Here is a 21,185-nt window from a genome sequence, read left to right on the forward strand (position 1 = left end):
CGGCTGCTGCGGCTTCGGACGCGTTGGGGACGCGAGACAGCGGTGCGCTACCTGGACGATCTCGCCGCCGAACTCGCGCCCCAAGGCTGGCGGTTCATGAGTTCTACCGGCGCGAGGAGTTCGCCGTCCCCGTTCCGCTGCTGTGGATCTACGCGCGGGCGACCAAGGACGTCGGGATGGTGGTCAGCGTCCTGGCCACCTCCGGGGGTACGTGGGGCTACCACGAGGCGCAGTTCGGGCGGCACGGCTATCTCTGCCTCTGCGGGGACGCCCAGGCGGCCGCCGCGCAGGTCGACCGCCTGCTCAAGCACCGGCTCTTTCCGTCGACGTGGTGACGATCGTCGCGGCGAGGAGGAGGGCGAGGAGGGCCGCGAGGACGATCAGGCTCGCGGCCACGCCGATGGCGGGGGCGGCGAACGTGGTGAGCAGGACCAGTACGGCCGTGATCGCGATCATCTCCGGGCGGATGGCCGTGCGGCGCATCGGGGCGTGCAGGGCCCACAGCATGACGAGCACGATGGCGATGGGGACGGCGACGGCCGCGATCACGGTCTTCTCGTCCGCCTTGATGTGGTCGGCCGCCCAGACGACGGCCACCTCCAGCCCCGCGCCCACGGCCGCTAGTGCGGCGAAGATCACGTAGTGGCCGTAGCCCCAGATGAAGGATCGTTCGCGGCGGGCGGCCAGGCCCTCGCCTGCGGGTTCGGCGAAGTAGATCCACCAGAGGGTGAAGAGGATGGCCAGGCCCGCTATCGCGATGGTGACCAGTTCGGTGCTGAGGCCGTGCTCGACGGCGTCCTGGACGGCGTTCGTCGAGGCCAGGACGCTCTCCCCCAGCAAAATGATCGTGAACAGGCCGTACCGCTCGGCGATGTGGTGCGGGTGCCAGTTCGTGGTGCCTGCGCGTTCGGCGATCTGCGGGACGGCGAGTTCTAGCACCACCAGCAGCGGGAACACCCAGCTCGGGCCGTCGCCCGGCAGCGCGAGCCGCCCCAGCCAGAGGACCTGGAGGAGCGAGATGCCGATCGCGTACCGGATGGTCGTGGCGCGTGAGTCCGGGTGCGCGAGGGCTGCGCGTATCCAGAGGCCGACCAGGCCGACGCGCATGACGAGGTAGCCGATGGTGACGGTGGTGAAGTCGCCGCCGAACGCGTCCGGAACGCCTGCCGCGAGGACGAGCACGCCCGCCATCTGCACGAACGTCATGACGCGGTACGGGACGTCGTCGGTGTCGTACGCGGACGCGAACCAGGTGAAGTTCATCCACGCCCACCAGATGGCGAAGAACACCATGAGGAACGGCAGGACGGCGTCGCCCACGTGCCCTTCCTCGACGGCGTGCGCCAGGCGTCCGGCGACCTGGGAGACGGCGGCGACGAACGTCAGGTCGAAGAGCAGTTCCAGCGGGCTGGACGCGCGGTGCGGTTCGTCGACGTCACGGGCGACCATTCTGCTACGGAACGCCTTCATGCGCTCACTCTACGGCGCGGTGATCAGAGGAAGGCGGGGCCCCTGCGCAGGAGCGTTTCGTAGAGCATCTGCTGGACGTTCTCGCGGACGTGGTCGGTGATGTCGAAGACCGTCATGGGGTCGTCGGCGGTGTCGGCGTCGTACTCGTCCAGGGGCATGGGCTCGCCGAACCGGATCATCCACTTGGACGGCAGCGGGACGAGCCCGGCCGGTCCGAGCAGCGGGAAGGTCGGGGTGACCGGGAAGTACGGGAGGCCGAGCAGGCGGGCCAGCGCGGGCACTTCGGCGATCTTCGGGTAGATCTCCTCGGCGCCGACGATGGCGCACGGCACGATCGGGACCCCGGCGCGTAGCGCGGTGCCGACGAACCCGCCGCGGCCGAAGCGCTGCAGCTTGTACCGCTCGGCGAACGGCTTGCCGACGCCCTTGAAGCCCTCTGGGAACACGCCGACCAGCTCGCCCTTGGCGAGGAGCCGGGCCGCGTCGGCCTGGCAGGCGAGGGTGTGACCGGCCTTGCGGGCCAGGTGCGCGAGTACCGGGATCTGGTAGACGAGATCTGCGCCGAGCAGGCGGACCTGGCGGTCGGCGTGGTCGTGCAGGGCGACCGACAGCATGAGCGCGTCCAGGGGGATGACGCCGGAGTGGTTCGCGACGACAAGGGCGCCGCCTTCTGGGACGTTCTCAACGCCCACGAGTTCGACGCGGAACCAGTGCTCGTACAGGGCGCGGGCGGGCGGCAGGAGGAGCGTGGAGTTGAACTCCGGGTCGAAGCCGAACTCGTCCACCTCGTAGTCGCCGGACAGGCGGCGGCGCAGGAACGCCAGGCCGGACGCTATACCGCGCTCCAACGGGCTGCGATCGTCACGGTGGTCGCCTCCGGCTTCGTCCTGACGGTCGTCTTGGCGGGCTTTGTCGAGGCTGATGACCTGCGCGTCCTCTTCGTCGTCGTGCTCGTGCCGGGCGTTCATCATTCCGGCCGTCCAAGAAGCGAGGCGAGCGGGCGGCCGAAGCCGTGCGCTGCGGCGAAGTCGGCGAAGGCGGCTTCGGAGCCGTACTTCGGGTGCCAGGACAGCTCGTTCGCCAGGGCCGTGGTGTCGATGACGCGGCCGTAGGTCAGCCAGCGCAGCAGCTCCGGTGAGAACCCGGACAGGCCGGCGAAGCGGCGTCCCATGTCGCCGAGCACCGAGAGGGACGGCGACGGGACGGGCACGTAGGGGCGTCCGGCGCGGCGCAGCGCCTGGGACAGCAGCAGGACGCCGTCGCCCGCGACGTTGAAGCAGCCGGGATGGTCCTCGACCGTCATGCGGCGCAGCACCTCGACGCCGTCGTCCTCGTGGACGAACTGCAGGCGCGGGTCGAAGCCCAGCACCGTCGGGACGACGGGCAGCCGCAGGTAGCGGGTGAGCGGGGAGTCGACGCCGGGGCCGAGGAAGTTCGCGAACCGCAGCACCGACACCGTCAGGTCGGAGCGCCGCCGCGTCAGCCCGCGGACGTAGCCCTCGACCTCGACCGCGTCCTTGGCGTAGCCGGACTTCGGGGCCTCGACCGGCTCGTCCCGCTCGGTGAACACGGCCGGGTCCATCGGCGAGGAGCCGTACACGGCGGCCGAGGACCGCACGACGAGCTTGCGCATGTCGGGCGAGCGCTGGCAGGCCGCGAGCAGCTGCATCGTGCCGATGACGTTCAGCTCTTTCACCTTCGCCCGGGGGACGGACGATGAGGTGACGAGGTGGAGGTGCACCACGGTGTCGACCCCGGCCGAGGCGATGAGGTTCGCGATGCCCGGGGTGCGGATGTCGACGCGGACGAACTCGGTGCGTCCGAGCGGCACGCCTAGCGACGCGTCCGGCGGAACGGTGTCGACGCCGATGACGCGCTCGATGCTGGGGTCGGCCTGAAGGGTGTTCGCGACCCGCGCCCCCAGGAAACGGGAGACGCCCGTGACGAGGACGACACGGGCCGCGGCGGAGGGCATGGAGGACACAGTGCGCCCCACCCCTTACGGCTGAGAGGCCGGCGTGACGACTACTTCTTGTTGCGACGCTGGATGCGCGTCTTCTTCAGCAGCTTGCGGTGCTTCTTCTTGGCCATCCTCTTGCGCCGCTTCTTGATGACAGAGCCCACGGGACCTCGCTCGGCATTCCGGTGATGTGCAGGAGGCGGGCGTGCCGCTGGCGAGCATCGCTCGTAACGCGCGCACGGTCCGCCGCCCAAGGGTACCGCTGTACCAGGCGGGGTCACGCCGGTGGGCCGCCCGGTGGGCCGCGCACTGGGCGCACGGAGCCGAGCGCCTGGCGTGCGGAGCGCGCAGCCTCGCGGGTGGAGCCTGCGGCCCGGCGTGCGGGGCCTGGCGCCGCGCGTCGCGCGGCGCCCGGCACCGTTTCGCACCGGCGGGGCGGCCCGGTGGCCGTTGTGGCCACCGCCCGTCCCGCCCGGTGTCCGGACAGTCGAACCGGTCCTCGTCTTGCTCCCCCAGCTTCGGGGCGGCTCTTGCGAACCGTCCCGACGCCCCCTGCACGGCCGGGTATGGAGTAGGCGGCGGGGTCATCCCCCGCCCTTACCCGTTATCCGGCTTCGATGTACGCGTCGCGCAGGTAATCGTGAACGGCCTGCTCGGGTACCCGGAACGAGCGGCCCACGCGGATCGCGGGAAGCTCGCCCGAGTGGACGAGGCGGTAGACGGTCATCTTGGACACCCGCATCACCGCCGCCACTTCGGCCACGGTCAGGAACCTGACCTCGCTCAGAGGTCGCTCGCCTGAGGTCATCGGACGCCCTCTTCCACACGTGCCGCGCACCGGCCCTTCGGGTGACTTTGATCACGCACGTGTACTCCTCCAGCGTAAATCGCGTATCGGCAGTCGCAAGAGGGGAGTTCCGCACATTTCCGTATCCCGACCTGACCCAGAGGACACAGTGCTAATCCCCTACGGAGCGTGGACCTGACGGCACCAGGAGTGGCCTGGCGAACGGTTGTCAACCGAAACCCCCTGCTGACCTGCGGTTCCGATGCTCACGATGGCGTCGTGCAAGCCCATGCGTCCCGTACGGCAGTTTCGTCACACGCAGTGACAGCGGCGGGCGGCGCCGGAGGGCCGGGCGGGCGGGAACGGCGAAGGTCAGGCGGGCGCGGAGAGCCCGGCCCGGTCGAGAATGTAGGCGGTCAGCGGCGTGTAGTGCCGAGACGCGATGCCGTCGTCGAGCGGGACGACGACGTCGATCTTGCCTTCGGCGGCGCCGGCGAACAGCGCCGGGTCGTTACAGTCAGCGAAACCGACGGTGTCGATGCCTGCCTGTCCGGCGGCTCCGGCCCAGCCGTGATCGGCGATGGCCAGATCCGGCCAAAAATCAGGTTTAGCTTCCGGAGAGTCTGCTGAAGCGGTATTGGCCAGCTCGCGGAGCATCTCCTCCATCGGGCGCGCGTCGTGCGTGTGCTGCGTCCGGCCGTCCCCCGTCGGTCCACAGCTCTCCAGCATCGCCACGCCCGGCTCGGCGTGGACGATGCGGCGCAGCTCGGCGCCGCCGTAGGAGGTCTCGATCTCGTACGTCCAGCCCGCGGCGGGGGTGAGGAGCCGGCAGCCCGCCTCCTGCAGCGCCCGCGCGACGCTCTGGTACAGCGGGGCCAGCGTCGACGGGTGGCCGGTCGCGAGGATGACGTTCTCCCGGCGGCGGGCGGCGCGGCCGATGCGCTCCCCCATCGCCTCCAGGGTGTCGAGCGTGATCTCCGGGTCGATGGTGTCGTCCCCGTACAGGTGCCGGGGGTCGGGTTCCACGCCGCAGCGCTCGACCATCATCTCCAGCACGGTCCGCTCGGTCCATGAGGGCTTGAGCTCCAGGCCGAACTGGTAGTACGGGTGGCCCGCGGCCATCCGCCGGTAGTGCAGCAGGTTGTTCTGGCGCGGCGTCGCCACGCCTCCGGCGATCATCGTCCGGATCAGGTGGGCGCGCAGCTCGTCCCGCGTCGGTACCGGGTTCACCAGGGCCCTCACTCGTCCGTCATCGGGTCGAGGCCGTGCTCGGGGAACACCGCGCGCCGCGTCGCCAGGATCGCCTGGTCGATGGGGCTGCCCGGGTCGTAGCCGTCGGCCCACCTGCTGAACCGCACCTCGTCCGTGCCGTCCGTCATCCGGAGCGGGGCGACCTCGCCGGTCCGCTGCCGGGCGAACTCGCGCCATGCCTCCGGTGCCGGGGTGTCGGGCGGGATCGGCCCGCCCGCCGCCTCCGCCAGCAGGTGCGTCCATGCCCTGGGCACGACCTGCACCAGTTCGTAGCCGCCGCCTCCGGTCGCGACCCAGCGTCCGCCCGCCGTCTCGTGCGCGAGGCGGTGCAGCATGCCGTAGGCGGTGCGCTGGCCGTCCACGCTGAGGGTCAGGTGCGCGAGCGGGTCGAGCGCGTGGGCGTCGGCGCCATGCTGGGTGACCAGGACGTCCGGGCGGAACCGGCGCAGCAGCGGCGGGATGATCGCGTCGAACGCGCGCAGCCAGAGGGCGTCGCCGGTGCCGGCCGGCAGCGAGATGTTGACGGACGTCCCGTCGGCGCCCGTCTCGTTCGGGAAGCCGGTGCCGGGGAACAGCGTCCGCGGCGACTCGTGCAGGCTGATCGTCAGGACGCGCGGGTCGTCGTAGAAGGCGGCCTGGACGCCGTCGCCGTGGTGGACGTCGATGTCGACGTATCCGACGCGCTCGGCGCCGTTGTCCAGCAGCCACGCGATCGCGATGGCCGGGTCGTTGTAGACGCAGAACCCGCTGGCGCCGCCGCTGAGCGCGTGGTGCAGTCCGCCGGCGATGTTGGCGGCGTGCTCGGCGCGTCCCGTCCACACGGCCTCGGCCGCGGCGACGGACGCGCCCGCGACCAGCGCGGACGCGTCGTGCATGCCGAGGAAGACGGGGTTGTCGGCGGTGCCGAGGCCGCGCCGGAAGTCGGGCGTCCCGGTCGCGCCGGCGTGCTTGACCGCCGCGATGTAGCCCTCCTCGTGGACGAGCCCGAGCAGCTTGTCGTCCGCGGTCTCGAACCCGGACACGGTCACATTGGGACGTTCCAAGACGCCCAGCTCCCGCGCGAGCGCCATCGCCAGTTCGACCCGGACGGGGTTCAGCGGATGGCCGGGACCGAAGTCGTAGGAGATGAGCCGCTCGTCCCAGAAGATCTCCAGCCCGCAGTTCTCGGGGCCGGACCGGGGGGAGGACGCGGGACTGCTCATGACCTCACGGTATCGCGGCCCTCCCGTCCGGCATCCCGCCCGCCCGCGCCGCCCGCCGCCGGACGGGAACCCGGGCCACCGCGCGGCCATCCCATAGGGAACGTAAGGAGCAGTTCATGGCGTTCATGGATCAGGTACCGACCCTGGCGGGTGTGATCATCGGCGCGGCCGGCTCGTACGCGGCGGCGAGTCTCACCGAGCGGACCCGGTGGCGGCGCTCCCGCGTCGAACGCTGGGAGCAGCAGAGGTTCCAGATCTACGCCGCCTACGCCAACACGCTGAAGGCGCAGCTCCGCGTCTCCCTGCGCATCGGGGCGGCACGCGGATTCGACCATGTCGTCGATCCCCTGGACCCGGACGAGGGGCTGCCCCTGCTCGCCGAGGCGGAGTCCCGGCGCGCGGCCGAATGGGAGTCGATGCTGCTCGTCGGCGACACCCTCACGATCGCGGCGGCCCGGACCTGGCATGAGGCCGTGTGGGCCGTCGAGCAGTACGCCCGTGGCCTGAAGGACGACCCCGCGGGCTGGGAGAACGCGCTCGCCCGCACGAGCCGGGCCCGGGACGCCTTCTACGCCCACGCGCGCAAGGACCTCGGCATCGAGGGGCCGCCACCGCCGTCGGGGAACTGGCCGAGGGCGTGGGAACCCGCCGACGAGCGGGAACTCGGCGAACCGGCCTGAGCCGCACCGCGCCCGGACGGCGGGTCAGGGGCGGGTGGCGGCTTCGGGGGCGCGGGAGGCTTCGTCCTCGCGCTTCGGGCGGGACGCGGTGAGGAAACCGGCCAGGGCGGCGAGCGCCGCGATGCCCTCGCCGACCAGGCTGATCGTCTTCTCGGTGTACCAGACGGGCTCGTACATGGCGGGCAGCGGCCCGAGCGCGCCGATGTCGACGTAGTAGTAGAAGACGATCGCCCCGACCGCGCTGCCCGCCACGAGAAAGGCCAGCGCGTACGCCCAGCGGGTCGCGTAGGTGAGGATCACGACCGCGACGACGCCGGCGACGGCCGCCTGGATGCGGAAGAGCAGCTCACCGTCGATGGAACCGCCCTGGACGAAGGCCATCTCGGGCGCGAACCTCCAGTGCACGATCGCGTCCGCCGCCAGTCCGGCGGCGACGAGCAGGCGGAGTATGAGTCCCATACTCCCTACACGGGTGGAAACCCCTGATCGGCTCAATGGTTCAAGGATGAACTTTCGCCGGGCCCCGTCGCCTGTCAGCCCCCGGCGAGTTCGGCGCCGCGGTTGCGGGCCGCCTCGATGGCCTCGATGACGGCGGCGCGGACGCCGTGCCGCTCCAGCTCGCGGATCGCGTTGATCGTCGTCCCGCCCGGGGACGTGACGGCCTCGCGCAGCAGCACCGGATGCTCGCCGGAGTCGCGGAGCATGATCGCGGCGCCCACGGCCGACTGGATCACCATCTCCAGCGCGGCGGCGCGCGGCATGCCGAGCAGGATGCCCGCGTCCACCATCGCCTCGACGAGGTAGTAGAAGTACGCGGGGCCGCTGCCGGACAGGGCCGTCGCGCCGTCCTGCAGCGACTCGGGGATGCGGAGCACCTTGCCGACCGGGGACAGCAGCTCCTCCGCGAGCTTCAGATGCTCCTCGCCCGCGAGGGAGCCGGGCGAGATCACGCTCATCGCCTCGTCCACATGGACGGGCGTGTTCGACATGACGCGCACGACCGGCACCCGCTCGGGCAGCCGCGCCTCGATGAACCCGGTCGTGATGCCCGCCGCCATCGAGATCACCAGCCGGCCGGCCGGGACGTGCGGGCCGATCTCGTCCAGCAGGACGCCCATGTCCTGCGGTTTCACGGCGATGACCAGCGTCTCGGCCGTCGCGGCGGCCTCCGCGTTCGGGACGATGTCGATCCCGTACCGCTCGCGCAGCAGCGCGCCCCGCTCCTCGCGGCGCGCGGTCGCCACCAGCTCGGACGGGTGGCGTCCGGCCCGGAGCACCCCGGACAGCAGCGCCTCGCCCATCTTCCCGGCACCCAGAATCGCGATCATCGACATACCTTGACGTGGGGATTCGAACGACGCGTCCAGCCTAGCCGTGCCGCGTGGGCGGGGATGGCTCGGGAGCGTCCGAGCCGGGGGATGGCTCGGGAGCGTCCGACCAGGGGACGGGTCAGGAGCGTCCGACCAGGGAGCGCATGAAGAAGCGGAGGTTGGCGGGACGCTCCGCCAGGCGCCGCATGAAGTACTCGTACCACTCGCGCCCGTAGGCGACATAGACGCGGACCTGCGCGCCATGGGCCGCGAGCCTGCGCTGCTCCTGCGGACGGATGCCGTACAGCATCTGGTACTCGAACGTGTCGGCGTCGCGCTCGTTCAGCACGGACAACGCACCGGCGATGTCGATGAGCCGTGGGTCGTGCGTGGCGAGCATCGGGTAGCCCTTACCGGCCATCAGCACTTTCATGCACCGCACGAAGGACTTGTCGATTTCCTCCCTGTCGGTGAACGCGACCGCCGTGGGCGCGGCATAGGCGCCCTTGCACAGCCTTACGCGCGAGCCCTCGTAGGCCAGTTCCGCGCAGTGTTCCTCTGCCCGCCGCAGGTACGCCTGGACGACGGCGCCCACGTCGGGGAAGTCGCGCCGTAGTTCCTGCACGATTCCCAGGTTCGCGTCGACGGTGGTGTGGTCCTCCATGTCGAGCGTGACCGTCGTGCTGGCCGAACGGGCGGCGGCGCAGATCCGGCGCGCGTTCTCCAAGGCGAAGTCGTCGCCGAATGCCTGGCCGATGGCGGAGAGCTTCAGCGACACCTCTGCGCGTGTGCCGAGACTGGCCGCGCCGAGCCGTTCCAGAAGCTCGACGTAGTTCTGGACGTTCGTCTCAGCGTGGTCCTTGTCGTGGGTGTCCTCGCCCAGGACGTCCAGGGACACGAGCAAGCCTTCACTGGTGAGGCCGTCCGTGACGCGGGCCGCGTCCTCGATCGTCTCCCCGGCGATGAACCGGCGGACGACGTCGCCCGTGAACGGGGCGGTCTCCATGACTCTGCGGGCGCCGCCGCTGCGCGACGCGACGAGCAACGCCTGACGAAGCACTCTGTGAACCCCTTGTCCGACGGGCCTGTTCACTTCACCGGCCGAGGACGGCCCTCTTCGTCCAGGTTATGCCCGGACGGAAATCCGGTGATTACCGCACCACGTTCAGGAAACGGTCCCGAGGTTGTTGCCGCCGCCGTGCTGCCGGACGTACTCGCCCATGCGCGCGGTCTTGACGGCCTCGAACAGCGCGGGCGCCTTCTTCCCGTCGAGGAGCACGACGCTCTGCTTGCCCCGCCGCGCGCTGCCCTTGTGCGGGGCCGTCATGAACATCACATCGGACGCGCGGACGCTCCGCATGCTCAGCGCCAGCGAGCGCAGGTCGCCCGCCGACACCCCGTCGTCCACGCTGATCGACTTGCTGAGCGCGGACAGGAACCGGTCGAGCTTGAGCGGGTTGGTGAGCGTCCCGCGGTCGGCGGCCTGCTTGGCGAGGGCGCCGAGGAACGCCTGCTGCCGCTTGATCCGGTCGAAGTCGCCGTTCGGGAGGTTGTAGCGCTGCCGGACGAACTCCAGCGCCTCCGCGCCGTCGAGCTTCTGCCTCCCGGCCGTCCACTGCTTCTTGCGCATCGGGTCGTACACGTTCTGCTTGATGTTGACGGTGACGCCGCCGAGCGCGTCCGTCATCGACTCGAAGCCCTCGAAATCGATGGCCCCGTAGTGGTCGATCCGGACGCCGGTGAGGCTCTCCATCGTCTCGATCAGCAGCTTCGGCCCGCCGAACGAGAACGCCGCGTTGATCTTCTGGTTCCCGTAGCCGGGGATGTCGACCCACGAGTCGCGCGGGAACGACACGACGTAGGCCTTCTTCCGGTCGGCCGGCAGGTGCAGCAGCATGATCGTGTCGGTGCGCTGCTGCCCCGGCTTCCACACGTCGTTGCCCTCGCCGGTCGTGGCGGCGTCCGCCCGCGCGTCCGACCCGACGAGCAGCCAGTTCTCGGTGCCCTTCATGTTCGGGCCGGGGCGCTGCGCGCCGGCTTCCGGCATCACACCCGGAATGCGGTTGATGTTGCCGTTGTAGGACGACTGCCGCTGCCACACCAGCCCGCCCAGCCCCGCCACGACGAGCGCGAAGAAGACGCCGACCGCGATGAGGACCCGAGGCCAGCGCCGCTTGCGCTTGGGCTCGCCCTCACCGTCGGTGCCGCCCCAGAACGTCGCGTTCTCGGCGTCCTCCGTCCCGGAGGCACCGGGCGGGCCGGACGCGCCGGGCGCATTCGGCTCCACGACCGGCGGCGGCCCTTCACCAGGGGGCTGCGACGACGGCGCACCAGGCAGATCTCGGGCGGTCATGCGCCGAAGCTACCAGCCTGATCAACCAGGAAGACCCCACTTCACCCCATGTGTCCACTTCAGGTACCCCGTCCCAATCCGTTGGACAAGACCCCAGCCGAGCCACGGGTCGCGCGGCCGGAGACGCCCCAGCGCCGGAGGCCGCGCGGCCCGACGACGCAGGGTTCCAGCGGGGCGCTCCCCCTGGGCTACACGGTTCTGCGGCGGAGGGTTGCGGCTCCTAGGAGGAGGGCGGCGAGGGTGAATGTGGTCATGACGGCCACGTCGAGGGTGAGCGTGCCGGTGAACTCGGGGTGGGCGCTGATCTCCTGCATGCCCTCGACGGCGTAGGTGAGCGGCAGGACGTCCGAGATGGCCTCCAGCCAGGACGCCATCGACTCGCGGGGGATGATGAGGCCGCAGAGCAGCAGCTGCGGCAGGACGAACGCGGGCAGGAACTGGACGGCCTGGAACTCCGTCCGGGCGAAGGCGCTGGCGAACAGGCCGAGGGCCATGCCGAGCAGCGCGTCCAGCAGGGAGACGAGGACGAGCGAGGCGAGCGACCCGTTGAGGTCGAGGCCGAGCCAGGTCAGCGAGATGAGCAGGACGGCGCCGATCTGGACGAGCGTGAGCACGCCGAACGCGAGCGCGTAGCCCATCAGGAGGTCGAGCTTGCCGAGCGGCATCGTCATCAGCCGTTCGAGGGTGCCGCTCGTCCGCTCGCGGAGGGTCGCGACGCTGGCCACGACGAACATGACGATGAACGGGAACAGGCCGAGGAGCATCGGCCCGATCCGGTCGAAGAGCGCCGGCTGGTCGAACACGTAGCGCAGCAGGATCATCAGCAGCGCGGGCACGCCGATCAGCAGGGCGAGCGTCCGGCGGTCGTGCTTGAGCTGGGCCAGGATGCGGCGCATCGTGGCGAGCGTGACGGCGAGGCTCATGCCGGGCTCCCTGCCTTCTCGGTGATCAGCTGGAGGAACGCCCCTTCGAGGTCGGGCGCGCCGGTGCGCGTGCGCAGCCCGTCGGGCGTGCCGTCGGCGAGGAGCCTGCCCTCGCGCATGAGCAGCAGCCGGTCGGTGCGGCCCGCCTCGTCCATGACGTGGCTGGACACGACGAGCGTGACGCCCCGGTCGGCCAGCCCGCGGAACAGCTCCCACAGTTCCTGGCGCAGCACCGGGTCGAGGCCGACGGTCGGCTCGTCCAGGACGAGCAGGTCGGGCGCGCCGAGCAGGGCGACGGCGAGGTTGAGGCGGCTGAGCTGCCCGCCGGACAGCGTCTGCGCGGTCTGGTGGCGGTGGTCGTCGAGCCCCACCTCGCTGGTGACGCGGTCGGGATCGGTGCGGGGCGCCCGCAGCACGGACGCGAAGTAGCGCAGGTTCTCTGCGACGGTCAGGTCGGCGTACACGGCGGGCGTCTGCGTGGAGTACCCGACTCGGCGCCGCAGGCCGGGCGACCCGGCGGGCTCGCCGAGGACGGTCACCATGCCGCTCTTGACGATCTGGACGCCGACGAGCGCCCGCATCAGCGTGGTCTTCCCGCAGCCGCTCGGGCCGAGCAGTCCGAGGACGGAGCCGCGCGGCACATCGAAGGTCACCCCGTGCAGGACCTCGCGGCCGCCGCGCACGACCCGGAGGGCCTCGACGCGTACCGCCGGACTAGAACTCATCATGTGTTGAATTTATGCTCGCAACCGGGTCCGGTCAAGGGGTTCACGCTTGCTCGGACGCACGCTTTACGCATGGCTCGCGCGTGCGTCGGCCTGAAGGGCGCGGGGGCGGCGGAGGGTCGGGTCAGGAGACGAAGTAGCGCTGGATGGTGGGCGCGACCAGCTCGATCAGCTCGTCGTCGGTGGCGGACGCGAGCGGCTCGACGCGCACGACGTAGCGGAGGATCATCAGCCCGATCATCTGGCCCGCGGCGGCCTGGATCTGCAGCTTCGGGACATCGGTGGCCTTCGCCGCCCGGCCGAACAGGACCGTCGTGACGAACTCGCGCAGCAGCGACGCCGCGCGCTCGTTCGTCATCGCCGAGCGGAGCATGGCCAGGACCGGCGCCCTGCGCTCGTCGTCGCCCCACACGTCCAGGAACGTACGGACCATCAGCTCGCCGAACCGGTCCCGGGGGAAGGACAGCACGCGGGGCAGCACGGTGGCCGGGTCCACCGGGAAGCGCATCGCCTCGATGAACACGCCTTCCTTCGTCCCGAAGAAGTGGTGGACGAGCGCGGGGTCGACGCCGGCGGCGCGGGCGATGGCGCGCAGCGAGGTGCCGTCGTAGCCCTTCTCGGCGAACAGGTCGCGCGCCTCGGCGAGGATCTTCTCGCGGGTCTCGGTCGGCCCGGGGCGGCGTCCGGGCCCCCGGGACGCGGCCGACTTACTCCCCTTTTTCCCGGTCTTCCCGGTCTTCTCCGACTTCCCGGTCTCCTCCGGCTCTCCGCTCTTCTCCGGCTTTCCGGTCGACGGTGCGTCCGGTTCGTCCACGGGGCGGGTCACCGGGTGCCCCGGCGGGTGACTTCACCGGCCGGGGTGACCTCCCAGGTGCGGTCGGCGGCGGCGAGGTGCAGCCGCGCGAAGGCCAGCGCCTCGGCGAGGTCCTCCATGCGCTCGACGCGGCTGGACGCGCGGCGCGTGTTGATCTCCATGACGATGTGCCCGCCGAAGCCGCTCTCGGCGAGGTTCTCCAGCATCGTTCCGCAGGGCTGGTTGCCGCGGCCGGGGACGAGATGCTCGTCCTTGTTGGTGATCCCCACGCCGTCGGCGAGGTGGATGTGCCGCAGCCGGTCCCCCAGGCTCGCCGCCATGTCGAGGGGGTCGGAGCCGGAGACGGCGGTGTGCGACAGGTCGAGGGTGACGTGCGGATAGTCCTGGTCGACGGGGTTCCAGTCGGGCAGGTACATGCCCGCCTCGGCGCCGCGCGCCTTGAGCGGGAACATGTTCTCGACCGCGAACAGCACGTCGGTCTCGTCCTGCATGCGGGCGATGCCCTCGACGAACTCCTTCGCGTACTCGCGCTGCCACCGGAACGGCGGGTGGACGACGATGACCTCCGCGCCGAGCTCCTCCGCGACCTCCTTGGAACGCACCAGCTTGCCCCAAGGCTCGCGCCCCCAGACCCGCTGGGTGAGCAGGAGGCACGGCGCGTGGATCGACCTGATCGGCATCTGGTGGTAGTCGGACAGCCGGCGCAGGACGTTCAGGTCCTGCGACGAGGCGTCCGTGGAGACCATGACCTCGATGCCGTCGTAGCCCAGCAGCGCGGCGATCTCGAACGCGCTCGGTACCTTCTCCGGGTACACCGACGCGGTGGAGAGCGTGATCGGCGCGTCCGGGACGCGGAGGGCCGGTGAATAGACGCCGTTGTGCTGCGCGGTCAAGGCTTCCTCGCCAGGAATGGTCGCTCGGCAGTTTCGTGTGGGCCGACGGTCGAGTTCGTGTGGGCCGACGGTCGAAGGGTGCTGTACGCAAAGGAAAGCCTATGCGGCCCCGGGCGTGATGAAACCCTCGCCCCGCGTGATCCTGCTTTCGTCCCCTGGCAGGTGGCCTTCGTGCCCCGTGCGGGTGTCCATTCGTCCTCGGCGGTTGTGGCTACTCTCTGTCCCCGTGGCCGAGATCGCACCGGGCGCCGTGCCGAGCCCCAACATCTGGAACACCCCAGAGATCTACGAGCTGGAGAACCGTGCCGTGGACCCGGACGGCGTCCTGGCCGGGGCGATGCGCGCGATCCGCCCGTGGGCGGGGGCGGACGTCCTGGACGTCGGCTGCGGCACCGGCTTCCACCTGCCGTTCTTCGCCGCGGACGCGCACCGCGTGATCGGCGTCGAGCCGCACAAGGCGCTCGCCAAGGCCGCCGCGCGCCGGGCCCGTGACCTGCCGAACGTCACGGTCCGGGTCGGCGCGGCGCAGGCGCTGCCGCTGCCGGACGCGTCGGTCGACGTCGTCCACGCGCGGTGGGCGTACTTCTTCGGACCCGGCTGCGAGCCGGGCCTCGCCGAGCTGGGACGGGTCGTCCGGCGCGGCGGCGCGATCTTCATCATCGACAACGACGCGACCCGCTCGACGTTCGGCCGCTGGTTCCAGCGCAGCCTGCCGAAATACGACCCGGAGGCCGTGGAGCGCTTCTGGACGCGGCACGGTTTCGCCCGCAAGCCCCTGACGATCCGGTGGTCGTTCCAGAGCCGGGACGATTTCGCCGCCGTCCTGCGGATCGAGTTCCCGCCCGACGTGGCGGACGCCTGCCTGCGCGAACACCCGGGCCTGGAGGTCGACTACGCGGTGAACCTGTGGTGGCGCCACGCCTGAGGCACAGGTCACCCCCACGGGATGGCGTCTACTGGACTCCGTATACAACAATGGGGTCCGGAGACGCTCGCGGCACCCGGGACATGTGCCGCGACCTGGAGGAACGGGAGGAACCGGCCATGGGCCGTGCCGCCGAGTCGAGCAGCGTCACCGCTGGATCACCGACGACGACCACCAGAACCGTCCGCGGACGGGCGGTCCGCAGACGCCCTGTTCGCGGGCGTGCCGTTCGCGGGGCGCTCGCCGTCACGGCGCTCGGCGCGGCGGGTGCCGGGGCCGGGCTCGCCGGGCTGACCGTCCAGCGCCGTGCCCTGCGCCGCCTGCACCTGCGGCCCGACCCGTTCGCCGGGGAGCCCTACGGGTCGCTGCGCGGCCGTCCCGTCCCGGTTCGCGCCGACGACGGGACGCGCCTCTACGCCGAGGTCGACGGCGAAGACCGCACCGACCTCGCCGTCGTGTTCTCCCACGGCTGGACGCTCACCCAGGATTCCTGGCACTTCCAGCGCAAGGCCCTCCGCGGTCTCGGCAGGCTCGTCTTCTGGGACCACCGCGGCCACGGCCGCTCCGACGGCGGCGCCCGCGACGACTACGCGATCGACCGCCTCGCCGCCGACCTCGGCGCCGTCATCGACGCGACCGTCCCCGCCGGGACGCCGGTCGTCCTGGTCGGGCACTCCATGGGCGGGATGACCGTGATGCGGTACGCGGACGAGAACCCCGGCCTCGCCGGAAGCAAGATCGTCGCCACCGGGCTGGTGTGCACCTCGTCCGGCGGGCTCGGCGAGATCACTCTCGGCGCGCCCGCGCTGCTCGCGCGCGCCACCCACCGCCTCCTGCCACGTGCCCTCGGCGCGCTCGGCGCCGGGTCGGGGGCCGCCGAGCGGGTCCGCCACCTCGGCCGGCACGCCACCATCCTCATCGAGGACCTGATCGCGTTCGGCCCCGACGCCGGTCCGGGCGCGGTCGCGTTCGCCGAGCAGATGATGGCCGACACCCGGATGGACGCCTTCGCCGGCTTCCTGCACTCCATGATCACGACCGACGGGATCAGCGACTGCGCGTCCCTCGCGGGCACCGACACCCTGGTCATCGGCGCCGAGCACGACCTGCTCACCCCCGCCGGGCACAGCCTCAAGATCGCCTCATGCGTGCCGGACGCGCGGGTGGAGATCGTCCCGGCCGCCGGGCACATGGTCATGATGGAGCGTCCCGGCATCGTCAACGACCACCTGGGCGACCTCATCGAACGCGCCCGCAAGAACCTCACCGCCTGAAAGCCGCCGTCCTCCGCGCCGACGTCGCCGGGCCTGCACCCCGGTTGTCGGAGGAGACCTCTACGCTTCCGCGCATGGCGAAGGCGAAGACGGCCAAGGCGGCCTACCGGTGCTCGGAGTGCGGCTGGCAGACCTCCAAGTGGGTCGGGCGCTGCGGCGAGTGCCAGACCTGGGGGACGATCACCGAGGCGGCGTCCGCGACCCCGGCGCGGGTCGTGGCCGCCGGGCCGGTCAGCTCTCCGGCGCGCCCGATCGGCCAGGTGGACGTCCGGTCCGCGCAGACCAGGGCCACCGGCCTGGACGAGCTCGACCGCGTCCTCGGCGGCGGCATCGTGCCCGGGGCCGTCCTGCTGCTGGCGGGCGAGCCGGGCATCGGCAAGTCGACGCTGCTGCTGGAGGTCGCCGCCCTGGCGTCCACGAACACCAAGGACGACTCAGGCAAGAACGGGTCCAGCCCGGACGGGTCCAAGAAGGACGGGCGGCGCGTCCTGTACGTGACGGGCGAGGAGTCCGCCGAGCAGGTGCGGCTGCGCGCCGACCGCGTCGGGGCGATCACCGACGACCTGTACCTGGCCGCGGAAACGGAACTGTCGGCGATCCTCGGGCACGTCGACACCGTCGAACCCGTCCTCCTCGTGGTCGACTCCATCCAGACGATCGGGACGTCCGAGGTCGACGGCGCGCCCGGCGGCGTCACGCAGATCCGGGAGGTCGCCGCCAACCTCATCCGCGTGGCCAAGGAACGCGGCATCACCGTCGTCCTCGTCGGGCACGTCACCAAGGACGGCGCGATCGCCGGGCCGCGGCTGCTGGAGCACCTCGTCGACGTCGTCCTGTACTTCGAGGGCGACCGGCACTCCCGGCTCCGCATGATCCGCGCCGTGAAGAACCGCTACGGACCCACCGACGAGCTGGGCTGCTTCGACCTGTCCGAACTCGGCATCGTCGGGCTGCCCGACCCGAGCGGGCTGTTCCTCACCCGCCGCGAGGAACCCGTCCCCGGCACCTGCGTGACCGTGACACTCGAAGGCCGCCGCCCCCTCGTCGCCGAGGTGCAGGCGCTGGTCGCGAAGTCGCACCTCCCCGCGCCGCGGCGCGCCACGTCCGGGCTGGACACCTCCCGCGTCGCGATGGTCCTCGCCGTCCTCGCACAGCGCTGCAAGATCTCCATGCACGAGCAGGACGTGTACGTGTCGACGGTCGGCGGCGTCCGGCTCACCGAGACCTCCGTCGACCTGGCCCTCGCGCTCGCCGTCGCCGGGTCGACCGTCGAGCAGTCGCTGTCGAGCAGCCTGATCGCGCTCGGCGAGGTCGGGCTCGCCGGGGAGGTCCGCGTCGTGCCGGGCGTCCAGCGGCGGCTCGCCGAGGCGGCGCGGCTCGGATTCAAGCACGCCGTCGTCCCGCGCGGCTCCCTCGAACTCGCCGACGGATCCCCGCTCAAGCGCGCCGATCCGCAGCTCACGAGCTACGAGGGCATGAAGGTCATGGAGGTCGACAGCCTGCAACAGGCCCTGCAAGTCGCCTTTACGGCCCCGTAACCTGGGTCACGCCAGAGTATTACCTCGCACAGCGCACGCTTGCGACCAGGGGAGGAACCGGCGCGCGGCCTTCCTCGGTAAACTGACGCCGTCCAGCGACCTCCGGGGGTCAGGTGCCATCACACGACAAGGGTCATGACGAACGACGCCGCGCCACGCTAGCCGCCGTGGCGCCGGGCACCCAGATTCGCGACGGACTGGAGCGGATCCTGCGGGGCCACACCGGCGCCCTGATCGTGCTCGGCTACGACGAACCGGTCGAGGGACTGTGCTCGGGCGGCTTCGAGCTCGACGTCGAGTTCTCCGCCACCCGGCTGCGCGAGCTCGCGAAGATGGACGGCGCGATCGTCCTCGACGACACCCACGGCCGCATCGTCCGCGCCGCCGTCCACCTCGTGCCCGACTCGACCATCCCCACCGAGGAGTCGGGAACGCGCCATCGCACCGCCGAGCGCGTCGCTCGCCAGACCGGCTTCCCGGTCATCTCGGTCAGCCAGTCGATGCACATCATCGCGCTGTACCTCGACGGCATCCGCTACGTCCTCGAAGACTCCGCCGCGATCCTGTCCAAGGCCAACCAGGCCCTGGCCACGCTCGAACGCTACAAACTGCGGCTGGACGAGGTGTCCGGCACGCTGTCGGCGCTGGAGATCGAAGACCTGGTCACCGTCCGGGACGTCAGCGCCGTCGTCCAGCGCCTGGAGATGGTGCGCCGCATCGCCGACGAGATCGAGGGCTACGTCGTCGAGCTCGGCACCGACGGGCGGCTGCTGTCGTTGCAGCTCGACGAGCTGGTGTCCGGTGTCGACGTCGACCGGGAGCTGATCGTCCGCGACTACCCGTCCGACGACACCCGCGCCCGCGGCGTCAACGCGATCCTCACCGCGCTCGACACGCTGTCCGCCAACGAGCTGCTCGACCTGTCCACGGTCGCCGAGGTGATGGGCTTCGCCGGCCCCGACGCGCTCGACCTGCCCGTCAGCCCCAAGGGCTTCCGGCTCCTCGCCAAGGTCCCGCGGCTGCCGAGCATGGTCGTCGAACGTCTCGTCGAGCACTTCGGCGGCCTGCAGAAACTCCTCGCCGCCAGCATCGACGACCTCCAGGCCGTGGGCGGCGTCGGCGAATCGAGAGCGCGCAGCGTCCGCGAGGGCCTCTCCCGCCTGGCCGAGTCCTCGATCCTCGAGCGGTACGTGTAGCCGCGAGCAGGTCAGCGGAGGCGGAAGATCTGCTTCTTGACCTTGTGGCCTCTCAACTCGGCCACATAGGTGCCGGGACGTGCGGCACCGCCTTTGCACCCGCGCATGCGGTTCCAGGTGATGGTCTCGACGAAGGGGACGCCCCTCCGGAGCGTCTCCTTGGACGCGTCGCCGCGGCGGCATTCGGCGGACGACCAGATCCGGTCGTCACCAGACGTGACACGGACGTCGAACCCGCGCTTGGCGAACTCGCAGGACCCCCCGCCCGTGTTGACGACCATGACCCTGAACTCGGGACGTGCGGCGCCCGCATACACGTCCCGCGACGTCGACATGCTGAACACGAGGTCGTCCTTGCGGCAGGGGCCGCCGTCGTCCACCGCCTCCGATTCCGGAGTGGCGGTCGTGGTGACGGTGACCGTCGGCATCGCAGTCGGCGGGGACGAGGCCCCCGCACTGCCGACCGCTGCCGCGTTCCTGCCCGGCCCGCCCTTCCCCGAGTCGCCTGTGCCGCTGGCGTCGCCACCGCTGCCGCAGGCCCAGGCCAGCAGGCCGACGACACCGAGAACGCCCGTCAAGGCCACCGCGCGGCGCCGCCAGTATTGGTCGAGCCGAGAACCTTCCGAGTTACGTCCAGTAGTCGCCCCCATGCGGTCAGTATGCATTCAGTGATCCGGAAAGAGCGGACGACCCGCCGCGTGCCACAATGGCCGCGCGCCATGAACACCACCACCGTGAACGCCGCCTATACCGCCCCCGTCCTCGACTGGTACGAGGCGAACGCCCGGGATCTCCCGTGGCGGGCGCCGGACGCGAGCCCGTGGGGCGTCCTGGTCAGCGAGATCATGCTCCAGCAGACGCCGGTGTCGCGCGTCCTGCCGGTCTGGGACGCCTGGATGACCCGCTGGCCGACGCCCGCAGCCCTCGCCGCCGAACCGTCCGGAGAGGCCGTCCGGGCATGGGGACGGCTCGGCTATCCGCGCCGCGCGCTGCGCCTGCACGAGAGCGCCCGCGCGATCACCGAACGGCACGGCGGCGAGGTCCCGTCATCGCACGACGACCTGCTGGCCCTGCCCGGCATCGGCGCCTACACCGCCGCGGCCGTCGCGAGTTTCGCGTTCGGGCAGCGGCATGCCGTTCTCGACACCAACGTGCGACGCGTCCTGGCCCGCCTGATATCCGGCGACGAGTACCCGCCGAAGTCGCAGACCAAGGCCGAGGTGGAACTAGCCGAGAGCCTCCTGCCCGTTGATCCCGCGACCGCAGCCCGCTGGGCCGTGGCCGTCATGGAGCTGGGCGCGCTGGTGTGCACCGCCCGCACGCCCCGCTGCGTCGACTGCCCGGTGCTCGACAAGTGCGCATGGCAACGGAACGGCCGTCCCGCCTACGACGGCCCACCGCGGCGGGGCCAGACGTACGCGGGCACCGACCGGCAGTGCCGGGGCCGCATCCTCGCCGTCCTCCGCGACGCCGAGGGACCGGTAGCGAAACCGGCCCTGGACATCGTCTGGTCAGACGCCCCCCAGCGGGAACGCGCCCTGGACACCCTCATAGCCGACGGCCTGGTAGACCCCTTGGACGACGGCCGCTACGCCCTCCCCCGGTAACACGCTCTGCACGAGTCCCACACCACCCTTCAGAGACACCCCGATGCGAACGAGCGCCGATCGAATACGCCACGTCGCCGGAACGGGTCGTCCACCGAGCGGCCGCGCGATACCGGCCTGGACAGTGTGCCGACCACGCGGACGCGGCCAACCTTTCGCAACGTCCACCTCCTCGGATCGGAAGCGCGGCCGGACGGTGAGGCGATCCTCCAATGCGGTGCTCGGGAACCATGCATGGCGACCGCTCCCGGGCATCGGCGGGCTTGGCAACCTCAGG

At 71.2% G+C, this 21,185-nt stretch carries 23 protein-coding genes; 7 read left to right on the forward strand and 16 right to left on the reverse strand.

All coding sequences use genetic code 11. From position 1 onward, the window contains the following. Positions 1-23: 23 nt before the first annotated feature. Positions 24-335, forward strand: coding sequence for a hypothetical protein (locus ACH34S_RS06275; protein ID WP_395951383.1), 312 nt, complete (start codon positions 24-26; stop codon positions 333-335). Here the strand turns inward: ACH34S_RS06275 and ACH34S_RS06280 are convergent. From ACH34S_RS06280 to ACH34S_RS06310, 7 genes are all read right to left on the reverse strand, one after another. Next, the gene (locus ACH34S_RS06280; protein WP_395951384.1) at positions 304-1,470 is read right to left on the reverse strand and encodes a low temperature requirement protein A; all 1,167 of its coding nucleotides are present in this window, start codon (positions 1,468-1,470) and stop codon (positions 304-306) included. The two genes, ACH34S_RS06275 and ACH34S_RS06280, sit on opposite strands and share 32 nt — an antisense overlap. A gap of 23 nt (positions 1,471-1,493) precedes the next feature. Further along, positions 1,494-2,441, reverse strand: a complete 948-nt coding sequence (locus ACH34S_RS06285) for a lysophospholipid acyltransferase family protein (RefSeq protein ID WP_395951385.1) — start codon at positions 2,439-2,441, stop codon at positions 1,494-1,496. Further along, positions 2,438-3,445, reverse strand: a complete 1,008-nt coding sequence (locus tag ACH34S_RS06290) for an NAD-dependent epimerase/dehydratase family protein (protein WP_395951386.1) — start codon at positions 3,443-3,445, stop codon at positions 2,438-2,440. Before ACH34S_RS06290 ends, ACH34S_RS06285 begins: the two co-directional genes overlap by 4 nt. Before the next feature lie 50 nt (positions 3,446-3,495). Next, positions 3,496-3,594, reverse strand: a complete 99-nt coding sequence (locus ACH34S_RS06295; protein WP_018654693.1) for a 30S ribosomal protein bS22 — start codon at positions 3,592-3,594, stop codon at positions 3,496-3,498. Between the two features lie 440 nt (positions 3,595-4,034). Next, a complete protein-coding gene (locus ACH34S_RS06300; RefSeq protein ID WP_021591693.1) occupies positions 4,035-4,238 on the reverse strand; it encodes a helix-turn-helix domain-containing protein in 204 nt (67 codons plus the stop codon). A gap of 351 nt (positions 4,239-4,589) precedes the next feature. Then, positions 4,590-5,447 (reverse strand): phosphatase, encoded by an 858-nt coding sequence (locus ACH34S_RS06305; RefSeq protein WP_395951387.1) that lies wholly within the window; start codon positions 5,445-5,447, stop codon positions 4,590-4,592. 8 nt (positions 5,448-5,455) lie between these two features. After that, the gene (locus ACH34S_RS06310; protein ID WP_395951388.1) at positions 5,456-6,670 is read right to left on the reverse strand and encodes an acetoin utilization protein AcuC; all 1,215 of its coding nucleotides are present in this window, start codon (positions 6,668-6,670) and stop codon (positions 5,456-5,458) included. A 116-nt stretch (positions 6,671-6,786) separates the two neighbouring features. Here ACH34S_RS06310 and ACH34S_RS06315 point away from each other — a divergent pair, with 116 nt between their 5' ends. Further along, on the forward strand, positions 6,787-7,350 hold the full coding sequence (locus ACH34S_RS06315; RefSeq protein WP_395951389.1) for a hypothetical protein: 564 nt from the start codon (positions 6,787-6,789) through the stop codon (positions 7,348-7,350). 24 nt (positions 7,351-7,374) lie between these two features. Here the strand turns inward: ACH34S_RS06315 and ACH34S_RS06320 are convergent, their stop codons facing one another. From ACH34S_RS06320 to ACH34S_RS06355, 8 genes are all read right to left on the reverse strand, one after another. Next, positions 7,375-7,809 (reverse strand): hypothetical protein, encoded by a 435-nt coding sequence (locus ACH34S_RS06320; RefSeq protein ID WP_395951390.1) that lies wholly within the window; start codon positions 7,807-7,809, stop codon positions 7,375-7,377. Positions 7,810-7,883: 74 nt separating this feature from the next. Further along, positions 7,884-8,678, reverse strand: coding sequence for a pyrroline-5-carboxylate reductase (gene proC / locus ACH34S_RS06325; protein WP_395951391.1), 795 nt, complete (start codon positions 8,676-8,678; stop codon positions 7,884-7,886). A gap of 121 nt (positions 8,679-8,799) precedes the next feature. Further along, the gene (locus ACH34S_RS06330; RefSeq protein WP_395951392.1) at positions 8,800-9,720 is read right to left on the reverse strand and encodes a proline dehydrogenase family protein; all 921 of its coding nucleotides are present in this window, start codon (positions 9,718-9,720) and stop codon (positions 8,800-8,802) included. A gap of 105 nt (positions 9,721-9,825) precedes the next feature. Continuing rightward, positions 9,826-11,013, reverse strand: a complete 1,188-nt coding sequence (locus tag ACH34S_RS06335) for an LCP family protein (RefSeq protein ID WP_395951393.1) — start codon at positions 11,011-11,013, stop codon at positions 9,826-9,828. Between the two features lie 188 nt (positions 11,014-11,201). After that, the gene (locus tag ACH34S_RS06340) at positions 11,202-11,936 is read right to left on the reverse strand and encodes an ABC transporter permease (RefSeq protein WP_395951394.1); all 735 of its coding nucleotides are present in this window, start codon (positions 11,934-11,936) and stop codon (positions 11,202-11,204) included. Beyond that, the gene (locus ACH34S_RS06345; protein ID WP_395951395.1) at positions 11,933-12,664 is read right to left on the reverse strand and encodes an ABC transporter ATP-binding protein; all 732 of its coding nucleotides are present in this window, start codon (positions 12,662-12,664) and stop codon (positions 11,933-11,935) included. The genes ACH34S_RS06340 and ACH34S_RS06345 overlap by 4 nt, the downstream gene beginning before the upstream one ends. 121 nt (positions 12,665-12,785) lie before the next feature. Continuing rightward, positions 12,786-13,487 (reverse strand): TetR family transcriptional regulator, encoded by a 702-nt coding sequence (locus ACH34S_RS06350; protein WP_395951396.1) that lies wholly within the window; start codon positions 13,485-13,487, stop codon positions 12,786-12,788. Then, positions 13,484-14,368, reverse strand: a complete 885-nt coding sequence (locus ACH34S_RS06355) for a sugar phosphate isomerase/epimerase family protein (protein WP_395951397.1) — start codon at positions 14,366-14,368, stop codon at positions 13,484-13,486. Before ACH34S_RS06355 ends, ACH34S_RS06350 begins: the two co-directional genes overlap by 4 nt. 226 nt (positions 14,369-14,594) lie before the next feature. On the opposite strand from ACH34S_RS06355, the gene ACH34S_RS06360 reads away from it, so the two are divergent. From ACH34S_RS06360 to disA, 4 genes are all read left to right on the forward strand, one after another. Then, entirely contained in the window at positions 14,595-15,293 is a 699-nt protein-coding gene (locus tag ACH34S_RS06360; protein WP_395951398.1) for a class I SAM-dependent methyltransferase, read from the forward strand. A 50-nt stretch (positions 15,294-15,343) separates the two neighbouring features. Further along, a complete protein-coding gene (locus ACH34S_RS06365) occupies positions 15,344-16,567 on the forward strand; it encodes an alpha/beta fold hydrolase (RefSeq protein WP_395951399.1) in 1,224 nt (407 codons plus the stop codon). A 74-nt stretch (positions 16,568-16,641) separates the two neighbouring features. Continuing rightward, positions 16,642-18,105 carry a DNA repair protein RadA gene (radA, locus tag ACH34S_RS06370; protein WP_395951400.1) on the forward strand — a complete coding sequence of 488 codons (1,464 nt, stop codon included), beginning with the start codon at positions 16,642-16,644 and terminating at the stop codon, positions 18,103-18,105. Between the two features lie 113 nt (positions 18,106-18,218). Beyond that, complete coding sequence (gene disA / locus ACH34S_RS06375) at positions 18,219-19,301, forward strand: DNA integrity scanning diadenylate cyclase DisA (RefSeq protein ID WP_395951401.1); 1,083 nt, start codon at positions 18,219-18,221, stop codon at positions 19,299-19,301. An 11-nt stretch (positions 19,302-19,312) separates the two neighbouring features. On the opposite strand, the gene ACH34S_RS06380 is transcribed toward disA, so the two are convergent. Next, on the reverse strand, positions 19,313-19,879 hold the full coding sequence (locus ACH34S_RS06380) for a hypothetical protein (RefSeq protein ID WP_395951402.1): 567 nt from the start codon (positions 19,877-19,879) through the stop codon (positions 19,313-19,315). Between the two features lie 141 nt (positions 19,880-20,020). Here ACH34S_RS06380 and ACH34S_RS06385 point away from each other — a divergent pair, with 141 nt between their 5' ends. Further along, positions 20,021-20,908: an A/G-specific adenine glycosylase gene (locus tag ACH34S_RS06385; protein WP_395951403.1), complete on the forward strand. Its 888-nt coding sequence runs from the start codon at positions 20,021-20,023 to the stop codon at positions 20,906-20,908. Positions 20,909-21,185 lie beyond the last annotated feature (277 nt).

It is taken from the genome of Actinomadura sp. 3N508, assembly GCF_044326375.1.
GTDB lineage: Bacteria > Actinomycetota > Actinomycetes > Streptosporangiales > Streptosporangiaceae > Spirillospora.